The organism is Ruegeria sp. A5, from assembly GCF_056543005.1.
Genome location: NZ_JBQGAV010000028.1, coordinates 1 through 701 on the forward strand (window position 1 = coordinate 1; position 701 = coordinate 701).

Here is a 701-nt window from a genome sequence, read left to right on the forward strand (position 1 = left end):
TGAAGGGTTTTCGTTTTCCGCGCGAGATCATCGCCTTTGCCGTCTGGGTCTACCATCGCTTTGCGCTCAGCGCCGCTGATGTTGAAGATCTGCTCGCGGAACGCGGTGTGACGGTCAGCCGGGAAACGATCCGGCAATGGGTCAATCGTTTTGGCGGCCATTTCGCGCATTGCATTAGGCGAGACCGACCAGCTGCGGTCGACAAATAGCATTTGGACGAAGTGGTCATCCCGATCAACGGTCGGAAATGTTGGCTCTGGCGGGCCGTGGATGCGAACGGAGATATTCTTGATATCCTCGTCCAACCACGGCGGAGTGCCAGGGCAGCGCGGCGCTTTCTGAAGCGGTTGATTTCGCAACTCGGCGAACCCCGTGTTGTAATCACGGATAAGTTGCGAAGCTATTTCAAGCCGATCCGCGATCTTGTGCCAGGTGCAGATCACCGAGCACACAAGGGGTTGAACAATCGGATCGAAGGATCACACAGATCCACTCGAAAGCGTGAAAAGTTCATGGGACGCTTCAAGTCGCCAAGGCAAGCGCAAAGGTTCCTTGCCGCTCACGACCAGATCAACACCGTCTTTCGACCCCGCCGCTATCAACTCTCCACCGTCTCATACCGTCACGCCAGAACCGATGCTTTCGGCCTCTGGGACGGTTACGCTCTCGAAATGACCACCTGACAGACGCAGACAAGACCG

1 pseudogene is annotated in these 701 nt (G+C 56.5%); it reads left to right on the plus strand.

The features are described from left to right. Positions 1-683 (plus strand): annotated as a pseudogene (locus ACR0AY_RS21170) (IS6 family transposase); the annotation flags it as partial. Positions 684-701: the final 18 nt, after the last annotated feature.